Raw genomic sequence first — 20,091 nt, 5'->3', positions numbered from 1 at the left:
GTGCGGCGAAACCTCCGTTTCGCCTTCGGGGTCGGTGCCGGCCCTCTCCCCCACCCGACCACCCATAGCTTATGGGCATCATTGGGTGGTCGGGTGGGGGAGAGGGCTGGAACCGCAAGGTCGGGACGGATGTCTCGACCGCACCCCACAAAAACCAAAACCGGGCCACCAGCCTTAGCGCTGGCAGCACGCTCCCATCCTTACTTCGGCCGCTTGGCGCCGTACTTCGAACGGCTCTGCTTGCGGTCCTTGACACCCTGCGTGTCGAGCACGCCGCGCAGGACGTGGTAGCGCACGCCGGGAAGGTCGCGCACACGGCCGCCGCGGATCAGCACGACGCTGTGTTCCTGGAGGTTGTGGCCTTCGCCGGGGATGTAGGAGATGACTTCGCGCTGGTTGGTCAGGCGGACCTTGGCAACCTTGCGCAGAGCCGAGTTCGGCTTCTTCGGGGTCGTCGTGTAGACGCGGGTGCAGACACCGCGCTTCTGCGGGTTCTGTTCCATCGCAGGGACCTTGCTCTTGGCCTTCTGCGGAACGCGGCCCTTGCGGACCAGCTGGTTGATCGTCGGCATATGAGTTCTTTCTCTTCACCGTATGGAGGTGACGACTAGCGGGTGACAGGTGATGTGATCGGGTTCGTGGCTACGCCGCATGCGGCGCCAAAAGCACCGGGGTGGCATATTCGCACGAGCCTGAAACACTCCACCCACCGGCCCACACGGCCACCGGGTTACTTTGACGGCTGCCCCGAGCGATCCCATGGGGACCGCTGCAATAGAAAAGAGCCCGGGCGCATGACGCACCAGGCCCCGGGACATGACCGGCAATGTTCAGCTCTATCTGACCGACGAGGGAATCACGCGAGGCGGTTCCTACACCGGATGGGGGGGGCGCATAGTCGGATGGGGGGGATGGGTCAAGGGAGGGTATAGGTTTTCTAGATCGACATTCCGTCCTAATGGCCGAGAAACTTTTGGAGACAATAATGGCTGTGAAACGCATTGAAATCGCGAAACGAATCAAGGGTTCGCTTATGGAGAACGAGGACTGGTGGTACCTTTGCTACGAGACCTCAACTGGCGAGGCTTGGATCGAGCATGAATGGGATCACATGGATGCGTACAACGTCGGAAAAGCCGGCGACCGCGGCAAGTCGCGACATGACTTGGACGAATGGATCTCGGCCAAGAATCGAGGGTATGAGAATATCGAGGCTGCGCTCAGTGAAGCTAAGGGGAAATAGTCACACAGTTGCCCATTTCCGCTGTCGGCCAACCATTTAGATTCCTAGTTTATGGAAGAAAACACGATTGCGCATCTGTGCGTCGCGCAGAACCTTGGTCCAACTCAAAACCTCCATATAGAGATTTATGCGGTCGAACCATTGGAAGTAGCCAAGGCCGTCTGGCATGGGCGTGAAGTTCTTCTCACGCTCCAGCCAGTCTTTCACTTTCTTAGAGAAATCGCAGACAACATAACCATAGAACGGCGTGTGGTCTGACACTAGAATCTCCCGGCCGTCCGGTAAGTCGTGCTTCCCATCTCGAATTTCATTTACGTAGCGGATGATCTGCTGAACTGGATCATCTTTCGATGAACGATCTGCAAAATCATGTCTTTTCGGCTTTTTGAACTCAAAGATTGTGATTGGATTTGTCGGTTCATTATCTCCCCGAAACGCCACGCGCTTATCGAACACTGAGATGTCCGTTCGATCGCTGCCGACGCCATCCATCAGCTTGTCAGATGCAACATACCGAGCAAAATTGAGGCGCTCGTCCAAAAGCCATAGATTATGGTCTGAGAATTCCAATTCGTCGGAATCCTTGAACCTAGGCATTATGACTGAATGCACTTGGGCCTCGGAAGAAAATTTTCCGTCATCGCCTTTGCCAAGTGATTTTTGGAAAATATCCAATACACATTTCCGAAGTGACACGTAATGGATCAGGTCGTTCCGGCCGGTGGATGAAATATTCTCCACGACATCTTGCACCAAGGCTGAAATGTCATCAGATTCTTCGCTACTTAGTATCTCTCCAGTCTTGTTTCTGGCATCAACCTCAAGTCTATGCTTGGCTTCTTGAAGATACAACTCGATGTCCATCGAAGATGGGTTCATCGAAAGTTTCTCAAAATCCAAGCGCTTACTTAGTTGTTTATGCCAAGGCGCGTCGGAATCCACATACTCGGAAATTCGTTCGAGCTTTCTCTCTCTTCTCGCAGCTATCTCGTTCCCGACCGCTTCTTTGGCAATCTGGGCGGCGGCTTTCTCGATATCAGTTTGAGAAGCCGGAAAGAGCATGTCTGCATCTTTGGAAAAGCGGAAACCAGCCCGCTCAACCAAGACATTCTCATCGAGGTACTCACTGAAGACGTAAGCTTTCACGATATAGTTTTTGCCAACCTTTTCACCTTCACTCTCGCCAGGTTCATAAAACTCTTCCGCGAATTCTGGAATGTAGGTTTGCAATGTAGTTTCTGTAACTTCGCGGCGGTGCGCTACTAGCGCTACTTTGCTTTTCGGCGTGCGTGGTGAGAAAACCTTAAACACGCGGACACGGAAGAAAATACTTCCAAGTTCTCCATCGACGAATTCAAAAGCGCTGTTGAAGGGTGAAATCTCAACTAGCTTCTTATCGTCTCTCGCAAGGTAATCATTTAACGAAACCGTCGTTTCGCCATCGGTCACAATCACACGGGGGCAGTCAAAACTCTCATCAACAAAGAACGGGAGGAGCTTTTCAAAGATCACTTTTGCGATTGTCGTTACCTTCTTATCCGGAAAGGCAACCACTTTTATGCCATCAATCGTGACCCTAGAGCCAGTTGCGTCTGCATCCGTCGGGCCTAGAGCTTCATCGACGATAATATCCGTTTGATGCCCCATACGGAATTTACGTCCACGCAGATTGCCGTCATCGTGGAATACACTTTCGACCCTGAGATTTTCGAAATATTTGAGGCACGTAAACCTCCCGAAGCCTTTCCCCCCCTGTCCTTCCTTCAGATCAGAATAGAGAGTGTCGAATGAACGCCGTTCCTCCTCGTTGAATCCGACGCCATCATCTTCGACGCGAAAGCCGGTCACCTCAGTAAGGCTTTCATCGAGAGTGGATTGGCCAGACCGGAGAACGACAATCTTAACTAGTCCGCCGGTCTCTTTCGATTTCCGAACTGCGTCGATGCCATTGACCGTCAGCTCCAAGACTGGCGTGTAGATTGTAGTGCCAGTCCTTATATTCTCGACAGCACGCTTGATATTGATGTTGCTCATTCGCGTTCGCCTCTCACCGACTGGCGCTAGCGTTTGTGGCTGAGCAATCGCCTGAATGCAAAAGCAATGCTCCGTATTTCGTTTTCTTCCCTCAGATGCCGGGCCCAGCACGGCCATGCGGCCTAGCTTTCTCGCATAAGCTCGGGGCTGCGATGGCGCATGCCTCGCCTGCGGCTTGGATAATCCAACCCGCTAGAAACCATTTTCCTACTCGCCGAGAATATGCATCCTGCGCTTGGTCATGCCCTTTGATCACCCCACCCCCACGAGTTTTTCATTTCGCCCGCAAACGCCGGGCGCAGCGCATCCGCGCTCCTTGGGTTGGCGCTTCGCGCCGTCTCCGCTTTCGGCTCAGACTCCCTCGCATAAGCTCGGGCGGCCGGGCGGCGTTGTCCCGGCATCGCCGGTTCTGCTTCGCTACCCCTCGCCTGCAGCTCGGAAGCTTGCGCCATGACAGAGAACAAGCGCGCCACGCCCCGGCAGGCCACCTCCGTCGTCGCCTATGTCGCCGACGAACCCGACGCTGACGATCCCCTCCTCGCCTTTGCGCCTTTCCTCCACACAGCGCCGCGCCGCAATTCGATCACGCCCGAGCTGCAGCGCCGCTTTGTCGCCACGCTCGCCGCGACGGGCATCGTCAAACTGGCGGCCAAGCGGATCGGGAAGAGTCTCGAGGCGCTCTATAAACTCCGCGCGCGGCCGGGGGCGGAGGGGTTTGCGGCCGCCTGGGATGCGGCGCTGGAGCGCGGGGTGCAGCGGCTGGAGGACATCGCGCTGGAGCGCGCCATGCTGGGCACGCGCACGCCGATCGTCTCGGGCGGGGAAATCCTCGGCCATTGGGACAAGCCCGACAATGCGCTGCTGCGCTTCCTCCTCCAGCACCGGCTGCCCGAACGCTATGGCGTGCAGGATCTGAATCCGGGCCACCCGGTCTATGAAAGCATCCGCGCCGAAGTGCTGGCCGAGCAGGAGCCGCTGGCAGGCGCGGGGGAGGCGGAGGTGCTCGCCTCTCTCAACGCCAAGCTCGAACATATGCGCGCGAACGAGGAAGCGCTGGCGGCGATGGACGCGGCGGAAAAGCGCGAGCGCTTGCGCGAGGTGGGCGCGCAGGCGATGGCCGAAGTGCGCGCGCGATCGGGGCCGAAGTGACAGGCGGGGCGCGCTTGGGGGCCGCCTTTTGCAGTCGTGTCGGACGCGCGCGCCAGGCGTAGTGCGCTTGGGAGCGCTTGGGACTCGTCAGCCTTGCCGCAGGCGGTTTTCCATGCGCGGGCGCGGTTCGCATTCGCGCGTATCGAGCGGCGTGGTGTCGGTGATCTGCGGCAGGCTGTCGCCCGCCAGCGCGGCGGCGGCGCGCGGCGCGGCGGCGGCGAGAATTTCGCGCTGGCGCGCCTCGCTCGCCTCGGGCCAGTCGCCGATCTCGCGCAGCGTGCGCCCGCAGCCGGTGCAGAACCTTTGCGCCGGATCGAGGCGACAGACGCCGATGCAGGGAGATGCGAGTGCCATGGTTGAAAGGTAAAATTGCACCGCGATTCGGTCAATCTGTCGGAACCACATACGGGATTTACACGATTAAGAAGGCAAGGAGATTTGCCGTGCCCGACACCGAAAGCACCCCCGCGCCTGCCCCCGAACCTTCCCCCGAACCTTCCCATGCCCCCTCCCCCGCGCGCCATGATGCGCAGGACGTGCGCGGCGGCGAAATCGTGCTCAGGCGCAGGCGCAGCCGCGTGGTCTTCATCGCCGGGCTGGCGGCTTTCGTGCTGGTGATGCTGATCGCCGCGCTGTGGCGCTAGGGCCTGCGCGGATGGAGGCCGCGACGGGCGAAAGCGAGGCGGAGGACGCGGGAGAAGCGGATCCGGATGCGGATGCGGATGCGGTGACGCTCTACTGGCTGTGGCACGATCCCGCGGCCGCGCCCGAGGGCGCGCTCGACCTGCATGGCGATGCGCATCCCTTCGGCCCCGGCATGTGGCTGGTGCGCTCGCCGCTGACGCGCTCGAAGCTCTACCACCGGATCAAGTGGCAATTGCCCGAAGGGACGCCGCTCGCCTGCGCGCCGCTGGGCGACGATCCCGCCGGCTGGCCCAAGTTCAGGGGGATGGAAGCGGGCGCGCTCGGCTGGCTGCGCGGGGGCTGAGGGGCGCGGGCCTAAGGGGTTTCCGGCAGGCGCGGTGCAAGTGCTGGTGCGCGCGCGCGAATGGCCCTAGGCTGGCGCGCAAACAGCCCCGCGCCGGTGCAGCGCGGGGTGCACAAGTGGAGAATGACCGTCCATGGCCGACCGCGCGCAGCCGCCGCTCGACCTCGTCTCGCAGGGCCCCTGCGGCGACGCCTCGATCCATACGCATCTCGAAGACGGGCGGCGGATCTGCATCCGCACGGTGAGCCCGGCGGACGAGGCGCGCCTGCGCGAAGGGATCGCGCGGATGAGCCCGCGCTCGCGTTATCTGCGGTTCTTTTCCGGCGGGGCGAGCCCGCCCGACTGGGTGATCGAACGGCTGCTCGATGCCGATGGCGTTCTGCATCTCGCTTGGGGCGCGCTCGATCTCGGCGATCCGGCACAGCCCGCGATGGGCGTGGTCCACGCGATGCGCCCCGATGCGGGCGACGCGGTGGCGGAATTCTCGGTCGGGGTGGTCGATGCCTATCACGGGCTGGGGATCGGCCGACTGCTGACCGCGACGCTGCTCCTCGACGCGGCGGGCGGGCGGCTGGAGGCGTTCCGCGCGCATGTCCTGTCCGAAAACGACGCCGCGCGCAGCTTCATCAAGCGGCTCGGCGGGGTGCATGTCGGGCAGGACGGGCCGCAGGCGGAATATCTACTCGAAGTGGCACCCGCGCTGGCACGGTTGCGCGAGGAAAGCCGTCCCGGCGGGCTCGCCGCGATCTTCGCGCATTTCGACGCGCGCGAGGCGGCGGGCGGTGGCGGCGGCGGCCGCAGCTGATCAGGCGGGACGCGGGTCGCTGTCGAGCAGGCCGTAGAGGCACACGTCGCGCAGCCCCTCATGCGTCGTCTCATGCGCGTGCAGCAGCCCCTCGCGGGTGAAGCCCAGCGCTTCGGCCAGCCGCAGCGAGGCGTGGTTTTCGGCATCGATCTCGGCGGTGAGTTTGCGCGCCCCCTCGGCGAACAGCTGCGCCACCAGCGCGGCCATGCATTCGCGCGCGACGCCCCGCCCCTGCCACGCGGCGCAGGTGATGTAGCCGATCTCGACCACGCGCGCCTCGTGCCCCGGCACCGCGACGAAGCGCCCCGCGACCGCGCCCTGCGCATCCTCGGCGATCCAGCTGCGCCCGTCCCATGCGGGATCGGCGAGCCAGCCCCACAGCTCCTCCTCGTCGGCGAAGGCGGGGCGCGTCAGGAAGCGGCACTGCGCGGGATCGCCCAGCGTGGGCAGCAGCGCGGCGGCGTCCGTGCGGCGCAGCGGGCGCAGCGTGAAGCGTGGGGTGTGGAGGTGGGGAACCGCGGTCATCGCCGCAGGTTAGCGCGCAGCGGTCGCGAGGCAAGCGCCTCAGCAGGTCATCTGGACGAGGCCCTGCGAATTGCTGATGTCGTTGTTCTGCCGCCCGCGCACGTTGAAGGCGCTTTCGTAACGGATGCGCGGCGGATCGAAGAAGCCCGTCGTCAGCAGCGGCTGGTAGTCATAGGTCGCCTCGACGAACATCACCGCGGTATCGGGCAGCGCGGTAATGTTGTTGCCGCCCGCGCCGAGGCCGTCCTCGAGATCGTCGTCGTCCTTGCCGTCACCCTCGACGCCATAGGCGGGCGTGATCGAGCGCGAATCGCCCCAGCACCTCTGCCAGACGATGGTCTGACCCTCCTCGGTCCCGGTCTTCCCATTGTGTTCGAGACTGGAGAGCACGATGCGGCCATTGGGCTTGAAGCCGAGCCCGCTGGCGTTCACTTCGGCGCCGGCGAACACCTCGTAGACATTGGCTTCGTCGATCCCCGACGAGACGCGTCCCGCATTGTCGGCCACGGTCATCGCCATCATGCTGACGCGCAGATGCGCCAGCGCGAGATTGGACAGCTCGAGCCCGACCAGCACCAGGCTGATGAAGATCGGCGCGGCGAAAGCGAATTCGGTCAGCGCCAGGCCGCGTTCGTCGCGGCGAAGGGAAGAGAACAGTCTAGCCACAGATCACCGGTGCGGTCGGCTGCTGGCCATAGGGCTGGTTGCGCACGGCCGCGCGCAGCGTGTATTCCACCTTTTCGCTGATGCCCGGCACGAGCCGGTCGAGCGGCAGGATCCGCGGCGCGCTGACCTTCGCGGTGTAGAGCACCACGTCGTCCGCGCCACCATTGGTCCCGGACTTGCCCGAATCGGGATCGAAGGTGCCGTTGCCGTTCGCGTCCTCGAAGCAGTCTTCGTCGCTGGCGTCGTATTTCCCGTTGCCATTGTTGTCGGTCATGAGCTTCTCGGGCTCGCCGATGCTCGAGAACTCGAAATAGCTCTTCTGGTCGACATCCACGACGGCATTGGGCGCGACATGCGCGACCGTTTCCTTGATCATGTTCGCGACCTGCTCTTCCACCGTGTCCCCTTCGGTGGCGAGGATCGGATTCTCGACCGCCGCAACACGCGCGGCATCATGGAGAGCACCCTGCAGGGTCGAGCGGACATAGCTGTTGTAGCCCAGTTCGAGCCCGCCCATCAGCAGCACACACATGGGCATGGCGATCACCGCGAATTCGACGATCGTCGCGCCGCGCTGGTCGCGTCCCAGGCGCCGGATGATGGGCCGCCGCCGCATCAGCGCGTCAGCCTCAGATTGCCGATCCCGCGTCCGATCGCCTCGAACACTTCCTCGAGGTCTGACCCGTCCGAGGTGTAGAAATGCGCTTCGCTGGTGGCACAGGTCTTGATGTCACCGGTCGAACCCACGTCGAGCGCGATCACCCAGATTGTCGTCCCGGTCGCCTTCACCCGGTTGCAGATCGAATGGAAGCGCGAGATATGCTTCTCTTCCTGCGTGCCGGTGCCCTGCAGTCGGTCGTCGAAATAGTTCATGCCGAAGGCCGAATAGAGCGTGTCGCCCGTGTCGAGTTCGCCATCGGTCATGAACACGAGATGGCGGTTCACCGGCACGATGCCGTGCTTGGTGGGGTTGCTCGAGGCAAACATTCCGGTCGGCGAAAGGAAGCGCGCACCCCACAGCATGCCGATGTCGTGGTAGGTACCCCCGGTCACGTTGGCAGTGGCGGCGCTGACGGCATTGTTGAACGCAGTCTCCGAGCCGTATTCCTTCAGCTTCTGCGATTCCGAGGGACATCCGACCTGCGAGGGATATTCGTGGGCCACGGGATCGTAGCGCCCCCATTGATACTTGGTGTCGTTCCCGTTCTGGGCGACCGCATCGATATCGTCCTGGCTCACCGTTTTCAGGAGGGTGAACGGGCTTTCGTCCTCACCGATGCTCGAGCGTTCCTCGATGCAGCCGTCACCGCTGACGCGGAAATCCCGACGGTTCTGGTTGGTGTTGTTGTCGTCGTCCGCCCATTGCGTGTCATCGATATGGACCGACTGATATTCGTATTCGGTCGTGGCCCCGTAGACGGCGGTCCGCCGGGTTGACGAATCGTAATAGTAATCGCTGCGACGCGTATCGTCGCTGTCCTCGTAACGCTTGGTGGTGCACTCGTCCTGGTACCAGTATCGGCCACTCTTGTACTGGGTGCACTCGCGCTGCTCGTAGTACTTCTGGTAGTGCAGCTGTTCCTTGAGGATGTCGCGGTTCTTCAGGCTGCGCGCAACGTTGACGGTATGCGAATAGGACACGATGCCGAAGCGCGTGATCGATCCGTTCCCGCTGTCGTCAAGCGCGCGATAAAGCCCCTTGGTGCCATCGCGCAGCAGGTCGATCTTGTCCTTGCTGCCCCCCGAGGACGGCCTGCGCGCCATCGATCCGGTGGTGTCGAGCACCAGCATCACGTCGTTGTGGCCGAGATCGCGCTTGGCGTCGCAATTGGCTTCGATGGGAATGCCGTCGAAGCCAAACAGCCCCATCAGCGATGTTGGGACGACCGCCCGTGCCGTGCCGATGATCTGGGCGCTGTCGTTCGGGTCCTTGCCGATATCGAAATCGAGCTCGCGCGCCTTCATTGTTCCCCGGGGGAAATTGAAATAGAAGAACTTTTCCGCTTCTTCCTTGTTGGCGGTGGTCCATTTGGTCCCATCCATGGACTGACGACCAGCCAGTGCAGCAGCATCGCAGGCATTCTGCAGCTTGGCCTTGGCCATATAGGCGGAACTCAGGTCGAGCCCGCTGCCAATGACGATGGTCAAGGGCACCAGCGCCGCGGCGAAGATCGCCAGCGCGTTTCCTGAAGTATCGGTTCTGAGTTTGCGCAGCATACGGTTCATCGGCCAGCCCCCTGTGGGCCGGCGGTAGCCGCGAGACCGTTAAGATCTGCTTACCTGCGGCGGTTAGGAGAACCCTAACGACCGTAGAGCCCGCGAAGATCGCGAGCGGACCGGTGCCAAAATAGAATATTGGCGATCCAGAAAATAATGCAAAGTGAAATCCAGTAAATCCGCAAAGTATTCGCTACGGATTGTACGCTCGCCCTACTCTTTTATTGACGGACCCAATTGTTCCGACAGGAACGAGACCAGCGACTTGACCTTTTTCGTACGCCATTGGGGCGTCGGCGCCACCAGCCAGTAAGCCCGCGTGCCCGTATGCGGTCCGTCGAGCACCTCGAGGCGGCCATCGTCGATCGCATCCTTGACCAGCAGTTCGGGCAGGATCGCCTTGCCCAGCCCCGCCAGTGCGGACGACAGCGCCTGTCCGGCATTGGACACGCTGACATGCGCGGTGATGCCATCCTGCAAGGGCAGACCCCAGTCGATCCACTGGTCGGGGGCTCCGCCCAGCGCTTCGGGCCGCGCCACGGTCACGCGCCGCGCCTCGTCCAGTTCGATCCCCTGCAAATCGCCCGGGCCATCGACCAGCCGGATCGCGCAATCGAGATTGGCTTCGGTGAAATCGGCATTCTCGTCGGCGACGAAGGTGAAGCGGATGTCGGGATTGGCTTCGCCGAAACGCGCCAGCCGCGGGGCCAGCCACTGCGCGTAGAATTCGCGCGGGCAGGCGATGGTATAGCTGTCCGACGCCTGCCCCGCCTGCATGGCGGACACGCTTTCCTCGAACTTGAGGAAGCCCTCGCGCAGCGCATCGAGCCCCGCAGCGCCTTCCTGCGTCAGCTCCAGCCCCTTGCTGGTGCGGCGGAACAGCACGGTCCCGAGATGATCCTCGAGCGCGCGGATCTGCTGCCCGACCGCCGCCGGCGTGACCGCCAGCTCGTCCGCGGCGCGGGTAAAGGAAAGGTGCCGCGCGGCGGCGTCGTAAACGCGCAAGGCGTTCAGGGGCAGATGGGTACGCTTCATGGTCGCGAGGAATTAGGCAATGCTTTCGGACGACACAAGTGCGCACCAGCGCTCCGCCAGGATTCGCTGTTCCCGTCCCCGGGGCCGTGCCTCAATCGGGGGGATTATGCCGCTCGAGAAACGACACCATCGCATCGAGCAGTTTCTCGTGGTTATCGGCGTAACCTGGCGAGTGCATTTCATCGAGCACCAGCGTTTCCAGCTCGACACCTAGTCGCCCGGCCTTTTCGACGAGACGGTAATGTTGCGAATAGGGAACCCGCTCATCGAACCTGCCATGGGCAATCAGCAGCGGACGCGACAGCCGGCCGATTTGAGCCATCGGCGACACATCGCTGAAATCGAAACTGTTGTCGTTCCCCAGAAGCTTGGGTTTCCACGTTTCCTTGTAATAGCGACGCGTGAGCGTGTCCCTGTCGTAAGCCATTATCGCATCCCAGTCGGCCACGCCCGCCCAACTCACCGCGCAACGATAGATTTCGGGGTTGCGGATCACGGCCCACATCGCCGCATAACCGCCATAGCTGCCTCCCGCCATACAGACGCGCGCGGAGTCGGCGTACCCTTGGGCGACCGCCCAGTTGGTCGCGTCATCGAGATCGTCCTGCATCCGGCGTCCGATTTCCCCGTCGCCTGCTTTTTCGAACGCCGCACCAAAACCGCCCGAACCCCGAAAATTGGGCTGGAGTACGGCATAACCGCGATTGGCGAACAATTGGACCCAATCGTCGTATTCGAGCGTGTCGCGAACGCCGTATGGGCCACCATGGGGCATGACGACGAGTGGCAGGTTGCTCTTGCCCCGTCCCCGCGGCAGCGTGAGGTAGCTGCGCATGGATTTTCCATCACGTGTCGGAATGTCGTGCGCGGTGCCCGCTGACAGCAGGCGGAAATCGATATCCGGCCGCAAGTTGGCAAAGAAAGCGAGACGCTGTTCGGCAGGGGTAAAAACATACAGCGCGCCGGGATCGTCAGCTCCGGTCTGCAACACCAGCATTCGCCGATTGTGTGCATTGGCAATGATGCGCACCTCTCGCCCACCCAGTGCTTGCGCCAATTCATCCTGCAATGCCGCGATCTTCGGATCAAACCAGATGTGACGGGAACGATCGTCGGTAATGACCATCCCCCCGGGAACGCCGGTATGGTCGGTCAGGATACGCTGTATGCTCCAGTCGGAGTGCTCGTAGGCGATTTTGCCTTGCTCCCCGGTCCGGAAGTCGAATTCGCGCACCACCGACCGGCCATCTTCCAGCTCCTCGAACGAATAGCCGAGGTCGCTGCCCTCGGTGAGCCCGAAGACATCCCAAGCTTCCATCGCATCGCGGTCGTGTCGATCGATCTTGGTAACCCGCCTGAAATCCTCGTTCGCCGACGCGCGATAAACCACGATCAGCGAACCGCGCCGCGACCGGCCCAAGCCGAGCCGGACCACGCCTGCCGAATCGGCAACCCATGAACGGATGTCGCCCTCGTTGTCGACGATGCGCTCGGCATTCGCGGATCCGCTGCCATCGAGCGGCAGGCGCCAGACCTCAGCTTCGAAGCGCGCTTGGTTGCGATAGGACAGCAGGACATGGTCGCCCGCCGGGTCGATATGGATCACCGTATCGCCATCGATCGATGCACGTTCCAGGCCGACGTAGCTAAGGCTGTCGTTGCGGATGTCGAACACCAGCAATCGCGCCATGCGGGCCCAATAGTTGGCGTTGTCGGTCTCGCGCATGACGGACAGCAGCACGCGGTCGTCCCCTGCCCATGCGAACCAGTTGAAATCGCCGGTCTTGCCGCCGTCGATCACCTTCAACAGCTGCAGCGTGTCGGCATCGTAGACGCGCACCATTTGCGAGCCGTTGACGTTCTCGGCGATCGCGAGCCGTTTCCCGGTTTCGGAAAGTCGCGCGCCCCCTAGTTCGAGACCCTGAGCGAATGCCGACAAGGCGATTTTTCCCGGACGCCCCTGCGCATCGATGTCCGGCGGCGCTTCAGCTTGCGCGCCCGCTACACTCGTCGCTGCTGCAAGATACAGTGCACCGCCACCGCAAATTCTGCGAAACGCCTTGAATAGATACATGAAATGCGCCCCCTGAGTGACGATTACATTATCGTATGGCGCGGGGCAGACAAGCACGCAGCGCTTATCGCCCTCCAATTCTGCACAGCTCCCCGCGTGCGCCCTTCGTCCAGGCTGCTTGCCCCCTTTCCTTCGGCGCCGCGAACGCGCACAGTGTAACCGCAACGTCACATGCGAGGACCATGGCCCGTAGCCGCACCAGGATGACCGTCGACGCTTCCCCGACCCTGCCGGCCAACGACGCCGAACCCGATGCGCCTGTGGCGCAGGAGGACCGCTATACCAATCGCGAGCTGAGCTGGCTTTCGTTCAACCGCCGCGTGCTCGCCGAAAGCGAGAACGAGAGCTATCCGCTGCTCGAACGGCTGCGCTTCCTGTCGATCTCGGCCAGCAATCTCGACGAATTCACCATGGTCCGCATCGCCGGGCTGGAAGGTCAGGTCCAGCGCGGGATCGAGACGCAGGCGATCGACGGAGCGAGCCCGCGCCAGCAGCTCGCCGCGATCCGCGAGCAATTGCTGCAGCTGGAAGACCGCCAACAGGCCAGCCTCGACACGCTGAGCGCATTGCTTGCCGAGGAAGGCATCATCCTCGCGCCGGTCGAGGCCCTGTCCGACGAGCAGCAGGGGTGGCTGGCCGCCTATTTCGAAAGCGACATCCTGCCGCTGATCACGCCGCAGGCGATCGACCCGAGCCACCCTTTCCCCTTCGTCGCAAACAAGGGGATCGGGGTGATCTTCCGCCTCAAGCGCGGCAAGCGGCAGGCCGATCTGATCGAGATGGTGCTGATCCCCAGCGGCGCGCCACGCTTCGTGCGCGTGCCCGGCGAACAGGCGATCTATGTCGCGATCGAACAGCTGGTGACGCGTTTTGCCGACCAGCTGTTCCCCGGCTTCAAGGTTCTGGGCGACGGGGTTTTCCGCGTGCTGCGCGACAGCGATATCGAGGTCGAGGAAGAGGCCGAGGACCTCGTGCGCTATTTCCGCACCGCAATCCAGCGGCGCCGGCGCGGCCATGTCGTGCTGCTCGAGCTCGACGAGGACTGCGACGGGATTGCCGAAACGCTGCTGCGCGAACAGCTCGAGGTGGACGAGGACATGATCGTCAAGTCGGGCGGCATGCTGGGCCTCGCCGATCTCGCGACGATCTGCAACGAACCGCGCCCCGACCTCAAGTTCACCCCGTTCAGCCCGCGCTATCCCGAACGCATCCTCGAACATGACGGCGACTGCTTCTCCGCGATCCGCGAGAAGGACATCGTCATCCACCACCCGTTCGAAAGCTTCGACGTGGTGGTCGATTTCCTCCGCCAGGCGGCGCGCGACCCGGCAGTGGTGTCGATCAAGCAGACGCTCTACCGCGCGGGCGACCAGTCGCCGGTGATCGCGGCGCTGATCGAGGCGGCGCAGAACGGCAAGGCGGTGACCGCGGTGGTCGAGCTGAAGGCCCGCTTCGACGAGGAACGCAACATCCACTGGGCGAGCGAGCTCGAACGGGTGGGCGTGCAGGTGATCTACGGCTTCACCGAGTGGAAGACACATGCCAAGGTCAGCCTGGTGGTCCGCCGCGAGGAAGACGGCTATCGCACCTACTGCCATTTCGGCACGGGCAATTACCACCCGATCAACGCCAAGATCTACACCGATCTGAGCTTCTTCACCGCCAATGCCGCGCTGGGGCGCGACGCCGCCAAGCTGTTCAATTTTATCACCGGCTATATCGAACCCGACGACCTCGAACATCTCGCGCTGTCGCCAATCGGGCTGCAGGAGCAATTGTTCGCGCTGATCGATGCCGAAATCGCCAATGCCAAGGCGGGCAAGCACGCGGGCATCTGGGTGAAGCTCAACTCGATCACTTACAAGCCGATGATCGACAAGCTCTACGAAGCCAGCCAGGCGGGGGTCGAGATTCACATGGTGGTGCGCGGCATCTGCAGCTTGCGCGCAGGCCTGCCGGGCGTGTCGGACAACATCCGCGTCAAGTCGATCATCGGCCGTTTCCTCGAGCATTCGCGCGTCTGGGCCTTCGCCAACGGCAAGGCGCTGCCCAGCCGCCAGGCGAAGGTGTATCTGACCAGCGCCGACGCCATGAGCCGCAACCTCGTCCGCCGGGTCGAGGTGATGGTTCCGATCACCAACAAGACAGTGCACGATCAGGTGCTGGGACAGGTCATGCTCGCCAATATCCTCGATACCGAACAGAGCTGGCAGCTCGATCCCGACGGCCAGTACCACCGGCTGCGACAGGGCGATGGCGGGTTCAACTGCCACCAGTATTTCATGGCCAACCCTTCGCTGTCGGGCCGCGGTGCGGCGCTGGCCGAACACGAGGTGCCCCGGCTGACGTTGCGCGGGGCCGACGCGTGAGCAAGTCGCGCTCGGCCAAGTGGCAGCGCCGGCTGATCCAGCCGCCGCGCGCGGTGATCGACATCGGCTCGAACACGGTGCGCATGGTGATCTACGAAGGCACCGCGCGCGTGCCCGAAGTGATCTGGAACGAGAAGGTCGCCGCGCGGCTCGGGCGCGACCTGTCCGAAACCGGGCGCATTCCCGACGAAGCCGCACAGGAAGCCCTGGCGGCACTGGCGCGCTATGCGCTGATCATCGGCGATCTCGGGGTGGAAGACGTGCAGACGGTCGCCACCGCTGCCGCGCGCGATGCGGCCAACGGCCCCGAATTCCTCGCCGCGGTCGCCGCGCTGGGGCTCGAACCGCGGCTGCTGACCGGCGAAGAGGAAGCGACCGCTTCGGCAATGGGCGCACTGGGCGCCTTTCCCGGCGCGAGAGGCGTGGTCGCCGACCTGGGCGGCGGCAGCCTCGAACTGGTCTCGGTGGCGGACAACCAGTGCCACGAGGCCGCCAGCCTCCAGCTCGGCACGCTGCGCCTGCCCGCCTTGCGCGAGGCGGGAAGCGACGCCTTCGAGACGGCGGTGCGCGAACAGCTTGCCGCGGTCGGCTGGGCCGCCGCGCATCCGGGCCCGATGTACATGATCGGCGGCACCTGGCGTGCGCTGGCCGCCTACGCGATGCGCTATTTCGACTATCCGCTGACCGACCCGCACGGTTTCACGCTGCTGCCCGACGATGCGCAGCGGCTGGCGAAGGAGCTGGTCGGCGCTGATCCGGAAAAGCTGATGGAAATCTCGGGCATCAGCCAGATGCGCGCGCATTACCTGCCCGATGCGGCGGCCCTGCTGCGCCCGCTGCTCGATGCGATCGGCCCGGACGAGCTGGTGTTCTCGTCATGGGGCCTGCGCGAAGGTTTGCTCTATGCCCGGCTCGAACCCGCGCAGATGAAGGCCGATCCGCTGCTCGCCGGGGTCACCGCCTATGCCTCGCCGCGCGATTCCTCGATCACCGATGCGACGCTGCTCGCCGCGTGGACGGTCGGGCTCGCCGATGGCGACGGTACGGTGAACGAGCGGCTGCGACTGGCTGCAGCGCAATTGTCGGGCGCGCTGCAACGCGTCGAACCCAACCTGCGCGTCAGCCACGCGATCGAATGGCCGCTGGGCAAACGCTGGATCGATCTCGATGCGCGCGGCCGCGCGATGATCTGCGCTGCGCTGTTCGGCAGCATGGGCCGGACCGACGTGCCCGACAAGCTGCGCGAGCTCGCCAGCGACGACGATCTGCGCGAAGGAATGACCTGGGGCCTCGGCTTCCGCCTGGCGCGGCGGCTCGGCGGTGGCAGCCGCGTCTCGCTGTCGACCAGCGCGCTGCGGCGCAAGAAGAAGAGCCTGGTTCTGCGGCTCGACGAGAGCCGCGCCGCGCTGGCGACCTATCCCGCCACGCGCGAGTTCGAGATGCTGGCAGACTGGCTTGACCTCAAGCCAAAGATCAAGATCGGCAGCTTCGACTTTTCCGGCTTCGACGAGGAAGAGGAAGAAGAGGACGAATAGCGGGCCGCCGCGCGTCGGACGGGCGTCGGGCGCCGCTGCCCGAGCCTCAGGTGGCGGTGGCAGGCGCGGCGAGCGGGAAGAAGGGAATGCGCACTTCGAGCGGTTCGCCATTCTCCGCGTGGAAGGTGTAGAAGCCTTCCATCGATCCATGCGGCGTGTCGAGCGGGCATCCCGAGACATAGTCATGGCTTTGCCCCGGCATCAGCACCGGCTGTTCGCCGACCACGCCTTCGCCATCGACATGGCTGACCAGACCCGCCCCATCGGTGATCCGCCAGTGGCGAGTCTTGAGCTGGACGCGTTCGTGCGAGCCGTTCTCGATGCGGATGTGATAGACCCAGAACCATTTGCCCGCTTCGGGCTGCGATTGCTCGGGCAGGAAATTGACCGCGACCCGGACGGTGATCCCGTCGGTCGTGGCGGCATGCTGGAAAAGCTCCTTAATCACCCCCCCAATCTAGCGCGCCCGCCGCGCGGCGCAAGGAAACGCCCGAAATTTTCCCATGCGCACGCGCGTCGTGCCCCTCATCGGCTCAATCGGGCGGATTGTGCTCGGCGAGGAAGGCGGTCAGTTCCTCGAACCATTTCTGCGCATTCTCGGGTTCGTTGAACGAATGGCCTTCATCCTCGAAAACCAGTTCAACCGGCTGCACGGGCGCGTCGCGCGCCGCGCGCGTGAATTTGCGGAACTGCGACCAGGGCACACGATCGTCCTTCTTGCCTTGCGCGACCAGCACGGGTCGCGTCAGGCTCTCGGCGTGACGATAGGGGGACACCGCGTCGAGGTCGAAAGCGTCCTCCCCCTCAATCCGGGCGCGCCAGGCACGGCTGGCATCACGGCTGAAGAACCGCCGATCGTACTTCAGTATCAGTTCCCAATCGGTCACGCCGGCAAAGCTTGCGGCGCAGCGATAACGCTCGGGATTGCGAATGACCGCCCAAAGCGCCGCATAGCCGCCATAGGACGCGCCTACCACGCAAACGCGCGATGGATCGGCAATCCCTTTTGCTACCGCCCAGTCCATTGCATCGTCGAGATCATCCTGCATTGCGCGCCCGATCTGGCCCACACCAAGGTCGTAGAACGCCTGCCCGTACCCGCCCGAACCTCGGTAGTTTGGCTGGAGCACGGCATACCCTCGATTGACGAGCAATTGCACCTGGTCATCGTAGTCCAGCTTGTCGCGAATGCCATAGGGGCCTCCATGGGGCTGTATGATCAACGGTAGCCCCACCGCCTTCCGTCCGCGGGGCAGGGTAAGATAGCCTTTGATCGTAGTGCCATCGCGAGCTGTATAGGCGATCGGCCGTGGAGCTGCGAGCAGACCTATGTCTATTTCGGGGCGCAGTTCGGCAAGCAGGTCCATGCGCTTGCCGACCACGTCGTAATTGTAGATCGCGCCTGGGTCGGCCTCGCCTCCGGCCCAGACGAGCATGCGCGAATCATCCTCGGCGCGTGAGATCACCCAGATCTGCTCTTCCGCCAACGAGCGTTCGAGCCGCGCGTAGGTGGCCGCATACTCGGGATCGAGCCAGTGCGCGCGGTCGCGCTCGTCGGTGAAATAGGCGCCCACTGGCCTACCGTCGCGAAACAGCACGGCTTCGATGTCGTGTTCGGGATGCTCGTAGATCTGTTCGATCGGCTCGCGCGTGGAAAAGTCGAACAGATACAGGCCGACGCGCCCGCTCGGTCCTTCGTGTAGTACATGGCCGGTATCCGACCCGCTTACGATCTGGGCGATATCCCAGTACTTGTCTTCGAGTTCGTCGTGCCTGATTTTCTCGATCAGGCGCATATCGTCGCCGGGACCGGAGCGGTAATAGACCCCCAACCGACCGCGCCGCCAGCCTGTACCGAGCCGTACGACACCATTGCTGTCGGCATGCCACGACCATACCCCGGGCCGCGAATCCTGCACGCGGATGCGTTTGCCACCAGCAACAAGCTCATAGCGGTAGACCGAGGGATAATCGCGAATATCGTGTTGAACCGAAACCAGTGCGTAGCTGCCATCTTCGGCGACGAAGATAACGTCGTCCCCTTCTATTACGGGTTCGTCATTGCCCAGAAGCTCGACGGTTCCGGCCGACATGTCGATCAACAGGAGACGCGTGAAACGCGCTTCTTCGCCAAACCAATCGCCCGTTTTGGACAGCGAAACGAGCAATTTTGTATTGCCGGCCCAGCGGATCCATTCGACATCGTCGCTTTCGTTGAGCGTGTAGCGTCGCTGCAGCGAGTGGTCGGCCGCATCGAGAACGGCTAGAAACTTCCCCAACCTCGTGTCGACATGCAGCGCGATCGCTCGGCCGTCGGGTGAAAGGCGGGTGAAAGAAAACTCGCTCCGCTTGGCAAAGTTGCTCGCAGGAATTTGCTGAGGACGGGCTTCCCCGGGTCCGTGCGCAGAGTAATCCGCAGCACCCTGCGCAAGGGCTGGCGTACCCATGAACGACAAAGCGCAAAATGCGCCCAAGACACGAAAACCGACCATGAGACCCCCAAGTAATTTCACTGCCAGGCAGATTATCCGGCGCAAATTTACTGGCAAGAACAAACGCGTTAAATTCGGTTTACCGCGCTTGATCAGATATCCCAAAGATGTCCGCCGCACTGTCTTTGGCAGGGTCGCACCTAATTAAGCCGAAGCCATTCGGGTCGCGCGGCCGACGGGTTGGAGATCAACTGGGGGAGTCGGAAAATGCTGTTCGCATTCTGGAGACGGCTGGTTCGTGACGAAGGCGGCGATCTGCTGTCGGGGATGGCACTCGTGCTGCCCCTGCCGCTGATCGCCGTGCTCGCCGCCTAGGGCTTGCCGCCGCTGAGGTAGTCCTCGAGCTGGCCAAGCCGTTCCTTGCCGAACCACATTTCGCCATCGACGTAGAAGGTGGGAATGCCGAAGGCGCCGCGTTCGACTGCGGCTTCGGTGTTCTGCGCCAGCTTCGCCTTGACCTGCGGATCCTGCGTAGCGGCCAGCAGCGCCTGGGCGTCAAACCCTGCCACGGCCAGTTCCTGCCCCACCGCCTGCGGGTCGCCGCAATCGACATTGCGTTCCCACACGGCGGGCAACAGTGCCTCGACCAGCGCCTGTCGCTGCGTCTCGTCCGCGGCAGCGACCAGCACGCGCTGCAGCAAGATAGAATTGAACGGCAGCGCGGGGTGCATCTTGAATCGTGTGAGGCCGTGGCGGTCGATGAAACGCTGGAATTCGAGCGCGGCATAGGCAACCTTGCCCTTCACTTCGGCATCGCGGATCATCGGCGGCGCATTGCCCGTCAGCTTGTGCATTCCGCCGAGGAACACCGGCGTCACCACCAGTTCGGCCCCTGTCCGCGCGACCACTTGCTTGAGCGGATACCAGGCGAGATAGCCATTGGGCGCGGCAATATCGAAAATGAATTCGACGGTCTTGGTCATCGTTTCCTCCCTTGACGGGCCTTGTGCGGGAAACCG

Annotated in this window: 19 protein-coding genes; 7 read left to right on the top strand and 12 right to left on the bottom strand. The window is 62.9% G+C overall.

From position 1 onward, the window contains the following. Positions 1-200: 200 nt before the first annotated feature. Complete coding sequence (gene rpsL / locus FHS69_RS00580) at positions 201-572, bottom strand: 30S ribosomal protein S12 (RefSeq protein ID WP_006831873.1); 372 nt, start codon at positions 570-572, stop codon at positions 201-203. Between the two features lie 386 nt (positions 573-958). Between rpsL and FHS69_RS00575 the strand changes: the two genes are divergently transcribed. Further along, positions 959-1,243 (top strand): hypothetical protein, encoded by a 285-nt coding sequence (locus FHS69_RS00575; protein WP_166775755.1) that lies wholly within the window; start codon positions 959-961, stop codon positions 1,241-1,243. A 36-nt stretch (positions 1,244-1,279) separates the two neighbouring features. Here FHS69_RS00575 and FHS69_RS00570 read toward each other — a convergent pair whose 3' ends face one another. Next, a complete protein-coding gene (locus FHS69_RS00570; protein WP_166775753.1) occupies positions 1,280-3,277 on the bottom strand; it encodes an ATP-binding protein in 1,998 nt (665 codons plus the stop codon). A 450-nt stretch (positions 3,278-3,727) separates the two neighbouring features. Here FHS69_RS00570 and FHS69_RS00565 point away from each other — a divergent pair, with 450 nt between their 5' ends. Beyond that, positions 3,728-4,426, top strand: a complete 699-nt coding sequence (locus FHS69_RS00565) for a hypothetical protein (protein WP_243844494.1) — start codon at positions 3,728-3,730, stop codon at positions 4,424-4,426. Positions 4,427-4,513: 87 nt separating this feature from the next. On the opposite strand, the gene FHS69_RS00560 is transcribed toward FHS69_RS00565, so the two are convergent. Then, positions 4,514-4,780 carry a DUF1289 domain-containing protein gene (locus FHS69_RS00560; protein ID WP_166775750.1) on the bottom strand — a complete coding sequence of 89 codons (267 nt, stop codon included), beginning with the start codon at positions 4,778-4,780 and terminating at the stop codon, positions 4,514-4,516. Positions 4,781-4,869: 89 nt separating this feature from the next. On the opposite strand from FHS69_RS00560, the gene FHS69_RS00555 reads away from it, so the two are divergent. From FHS69_RS00555 to FHS69_RS00545, 3 genes are all read left to right on the top strand, one after another. Next, positions 4,870-5,070 carry a hypothetical protein gene (locus tag FHS69_RS00555; protein WP_166775748.1) on the top strand — a complete coding sequence of 67 codons (201 nt, stop codon included), beginning with the start codon at positions 4,870-4,872 and terminating at the stop codon, positions 5,068-5,070. Continuing rightward, positions 5,061-5,414, top strand: a complete 354-nt coding sequence (locus FHS69_RS00550) for a hypothetical protein (protein WP_166775746.1) — start codon at positions 5,061-5,063, stop codon at positions 5,412-5,414. The genes FHS69_RS00555 and FHS69_RS00550 overlap by 10 nt, the downstream gene beginning before the upstream one ends. Positions 5,415-5,547: 133 nt before the next feature. Further along, positions 5,548-6,219 carry a GNAT family N-acetyltransferase gene (locus FHS69_RS00545; RefSeq protein ID WP_243844493.1) on the top strand — a complete coding sequence of 224 codons (672 nt, stop codon included), beginning with the start codon at positions 5,548-5,550 and terminating at the stop codon, positions 6,217-6,219. Here the strand turns inward: FHS69_RS00545 and FHS69_RS00540 are convergent, their stop codons facing one another. The 6 genes from FHS69_RS00540 to FHS69_RS00515 all read right to left on the bottom strand — a co-directional run bounded on the left by FHS69_RS00540 (position 6,220) and on the right by FHS69_RS00515 (position 12,601). Then, positions 6,220-6,744 carry a GNAT family N-acetyltransferase gene (locus FHS69_RS00540; protein ID WP_166775744.1) on the bottom strand — a complete coding sequence of 175 codons (525 nt, stop codon included), beginning with the start codon at positions 6,742-6,744 and terminating at the stop codon, positions 6,220-6,222. 39 nt (positions 6,745-6,783) lie between these two features. Next, positions 6,784-7,410 (bottom strand): TadE/TadG family type IV pilus assembly protein, encoded by a 627-nt coding sequence (locus FHS69_RS00535; protein ID WP_130586828.1) that lies wholly within the window; start codon positions 7,408-7,410, stop codon positions 6,784-6,786. After that, entirely contained in the window at positions 7,403-8,026 is a 624-nt protein-coding gene (locus FHS69_RS00530; protein WP_166775742.1) for a TadE/TadG family type IV pilus assembly protein, read from the bottom strand. The genes FHS69_RS00535 and FHS69_RS00530 overlap by 8 nt, the downstream gene beginning before the upstream one ends. Continuing rightward, positions 8,026-9,636 carry a VWA domain-containing protein gene (locus tag FHS69_RS00525; RefSeq protein WP_166775740.1) on the bottom strand — a complete coding sequence of 537 codons (1,611 nt, stop codon included), beginning with the start codon at positions 9,634-9,636 and terminating at the stop codon, positions 8,026-8,028. Before FHS69_RS00525 ends, FHS69_RS00530 begins: the two co-directional genes overlap by 1 nt. A 204-nt stretch (positions 9,637-9,840) precedes the next feature. After that, positions 9,841-10,662, bottom strand: a complete 822-nt coding sequence (locus FHS69_RS00520; protein ID WP_067507438.1) for a LysR substrate-binding domain-containing protein — start codon at positions 10,660-10,662, stop codon at positions 9,841-9,843. 91 nt (positions 10,663-10,753) lie between these two features. Beyond that, positions 10,754-12,601: a S9 family peptidase gene (locus FHS69_RS00515; RefSeq protein WP_166775738.1), complete on the bottom strand. Its 1,848-nt coding sequence runs from the start codon at positions 12,599-12,601 to the stop codon at positions 10,754-10,756. A 338-nt stretch (positions 12,602-12,939) separates the two neighbouring features. On the opposite strand from FHS69_RS00515, the gene FHS69_RS00510 reads away from it, so the two are divergent. Both FHS69_RS00510 and FHS69_RS00505 read left to right on the top strand, forming a co-directional pair. Next, positions 12,940-15,105 carry an RNA degradosome polyphosphate kinase gene (locus tag FHS69_RS00510; protein ID WP_166775736.1) on the top strand — a complete coding sequence of 722 codons (2,166 nt, stop codon included), beginning with the start codon at positions 12,940-12,942 and terminating at the stop codon, positions 15,103-15,105. Next, on the top strand, positions 15,102-16,640 hold the full coding sequence (locus FHS69_RS00505; RefSeq protein ID WP_341801606.1) for a Ppx/GppA phosphatase family protein: 1,539 nt from the start codon (positions 15,102-15,104) through the stop codon (positions 16,638-16,640). Before FHS69_RS00510 ends, FHS69_RS00505 begins: the two co-directional genes overlap by 4 nt. A gap of 46 nt (positions 16,641-16,686) precedes the next feature. On the opposite strand, the gene apaG is transcribed toward FHS69_RS00505, so the two are convergent. The 3 genes from apaG to FHS69_RS00490 all read right to left on the bottom strand — a co-directional run bounded on the left by apaG (position 16,687) and on the right by FHS69_RS00490 (position 20,055). Then, positions 16,687-17,085 carry a Co2+/Mg2+ efflux protein ApaG gene (apaG, locus tag FHS69_RS00500; RefSeq protein ID WP_067464445.1) on the bottom strand — a complete coding sequence of 133 codons (399 nt, stop codon included), beginning with the start codon at positions 17,083-17,085 and terminating at the stop codon, positions 16,687-16,689. 88 nt (positions 17,086-17,173) lie between these two features. Then, positions 17,174-19,087 (bottom strand): alpha/beta hydrolase family protein, encoded by a 1,914-nt coding sequence (locus FHS69_RS00495; protein WP_166775734.1) that lies wholly within the window; start codon positions 19,085-19,087, stop codon positions 17,174-17,176. A 356-nt stretch (positions 19,088-19,443) separates the two neighbouring features. Beyond that, positions 19,444-20,055, bottom strand: coding sequence for a 2-hydroxychromene-2-carboxylate isomerase (locus FHS69_RS00490; RefSeq protein WP_166775731.1), 612 nt, complete (start codon positions 20,053-20,055; stop codon positions 19,444-19,446). Between the last annotated feature and the right edge of the window lie 36 nt (positions 20,056-20,091).

It is taken from the genome of Qipengyuania flava, from assembly GCF_011762005.1.
Lineage (GTDB): Bacteria > Pseudomonadota > Alphaproteobacteria > Sphingomonadales > Sphingomonadaceae > Qipengyuania > Qipengyuania flava.
The sequence above is the reverse complement of the archived record's forward strand: the minus strand, read 5'-3'. Positions and strand labels throughout refer to the sequence as shown.